The following is a 1,910-nucleotide window of genomic DNA, read 5'->3' as shown; positions in this document are numbered from 1 at the left end:
TTGGCGATGGTCTTGTAATAGAGCTGCACGTTGGTGGACGTGCTCGGTTGGATGACCGCCCCAATCGGCTGGTTCGCGGCCACGTTGTAGGGAGTCGGAAAATAATCGTAGAGCCACGCCGGGTTGCCGGTCGTCACTGAAATCTTGTTCGTGTAGGCGTGAGCAACCTGGGCGACAGGCGTCCCGAGCGGATCGCTGTACAGATTGAAATTTAGGTCACCGCTGCCCGACATGTATGCGTACATGCCGCACACCTTCATCGGGAACGGCATCTGAAAGAGCTGGCCGAACTCCTTGGTGCCGGAGGTGTTGTTCCAGTTCTGGTTGTTGTAGACCGACACGACATCGCTGGCGTCGAAATAGCCGATCGCACCGTCGTTGAATACGACGGTGATTCCGGGGACGCTGCCCTGAACACCGGAAAATGATCCTTGGTACGTGCCGACGAACGGAAAGAGCACGCTGTTGTTGCTCGCAGCGCGGCCAAACGAGACTTGGCAGAAATCCGATCCGCCCAGTGCCGAGTACTGCACTGCGAACGCGACGAGATCGCCGTCTGCGATGGTCTTCGATCCCGTGGTCGGGACACTCGTGGTCCAGGCATTGTTGGGTGGGGTTGTGGTCGCCGTCGTGTGCGCGCATTTGACATCGAACGTCGTCGAGCCCCCGCTATTAACTGGACGACCCGGACCACCATTCGTCGTATCGACCGCGGCGAGGCCGACATTGAGAACTGTCGTGCCGCTCGCAAAGACCACACCGTTATTGCGCCAGCCGATCGCCGACGAACCCGTAGTGTCGATCGTGTGCGAGTTGCCGTCTGACGTCCGCATGCGGCCGATGATGAAGGTCGCGTTGTTATTGCCCGTCATGAAATTGGCCTGGAAGCCAGATGACGGCACGACATAAGGAAGCGGGCCGAGCAAACTCCTAGCGCCGGGAAGTGACTGAAGGGCCATGTCAGACCTTTGACTTGAAGCCAACCATCGAGCAGGTCACGGTTGTTGCCGCCGCCGACCCATCGAAATTCCATGCAGTATTGGCGGTGCCAGGAATCGGAACTGGAGGATTGAAGATGCACCCACCTCCAGCGGGAAGCGGGAGAGATATCTTCACGGTCGACCCATCCTTGATATCGACCGTGATCGCAGTCGCCGACGTGTTGCAGAGGATGACGGACGTCAGATAGGTCCGGATGCCGGAGCCCTGCGCCGAGATACACGACACCGAGCCACCAGAGGTGTCCGTCGCGTTGCCGGAGACGATGTCCTCGAGCCCGCAGTGCGGACGCATCAGCTTGACGCCATCCAGCCCTGCGTAGTTCTCGACCCGGTCCCCCGCAGAAACGAGCGTCGCGGTCGACTGGCCTGCAATGGCCTTCGATCCCGTCTTGACGGGGTTGCCGCTATCGACCGCATCGTTGGCAGTATCGCCACCGATTCCGCCGGTTACGGTCGCATCAGCATGAACCCAAAGCTTCCCGCTTGAATCGAAATTGAACGTTGAATAATCACCATCCGTGCCAGAGCTTGACGCCGCGGTGTCGCGCCTTACGCCCAAGATAAGCAGGCCGGGGTCGCCGGACGCGGCTGGGGCGTCCTCCGCCTTTGCAAGTGTCCCACCAGCTCCGTCGCTCAGCACCGGCATTGCAGAGAACGGCCCGGTCCCAGTCCCGCTCTCGTCCCATTCTCGGCCGCTGAAGGAGCCAGCGCTTCCGTCTTTATATGGCTTCGTGGTTGCTGCGCCGCTCATTATCGAACCCTGTGGTGATGAACAAAGCTATTGTAGAATTTTGCGAAGTCGTGGGAGTACGTGACCGCATCCGGATCATAGTTACCGGGCGTGTAGATCGTTCCGACCCGAATAGTTGTCGGCGGCTGACCACTGCTCGAGCCGATGTTGCCCGGCTC

The 1,910-nt window shown here is 59.7% G+C and carries 2 protein-coding genes; both read right to left on the bottom strand.

Features of this window, described 5'->3' with window-relative positions; translation table 11 throughout:
* Window positions 1-959, bottom strand: a 959-nt coding sequence (locus tag J6525_RS46260; protein WP_225649593.1) for a hypothetical protein, incomplete at its 3' end; no start/stop codon positions are given.
* 1 nt (window position 960) lies between these two features.
* Window positions 961-1,647 carry a hypothetical protein gene (locus J6525_RS46255; protein WP_225649592.1) on the bottom strand — a complete coding sequence of 229 codons (687 nt, stop codon included), beginning with the start codon at window positions 1,645-1,647 and terminating at the stop codon, window positions 961-963.
* Window positions 1,648-1,910 lie beyond the last annotated feature (263 nt).

It is taken from the genome of Bradyrhizobium australafricanum (assembly GCF_020329495.1).
GTDB classification, from domain to species: Bacteria; Pseudomonadota; Alphaproteobacteria; order Rhizobiales; family Xanthobacteraceae; genus Bradyrhizobium; species Bradyrhizobium australafricanum.
The sequence above is the reverse complement of the archived record's forward strand: the minus strand, read 5'-3'. Positions and strand labels throughout refer to the sequence as shown.

What these genes read in the sequence shown, in the direction of transcription:
- J6525_RS46255 (WP_225649592.1), bottom strand. Translation starts at nt 1,647, where the DNA reads ATGCCGGTGCTGAGCGACGGAGCTGGTGGGACACTTGCAAAGGCGGAG.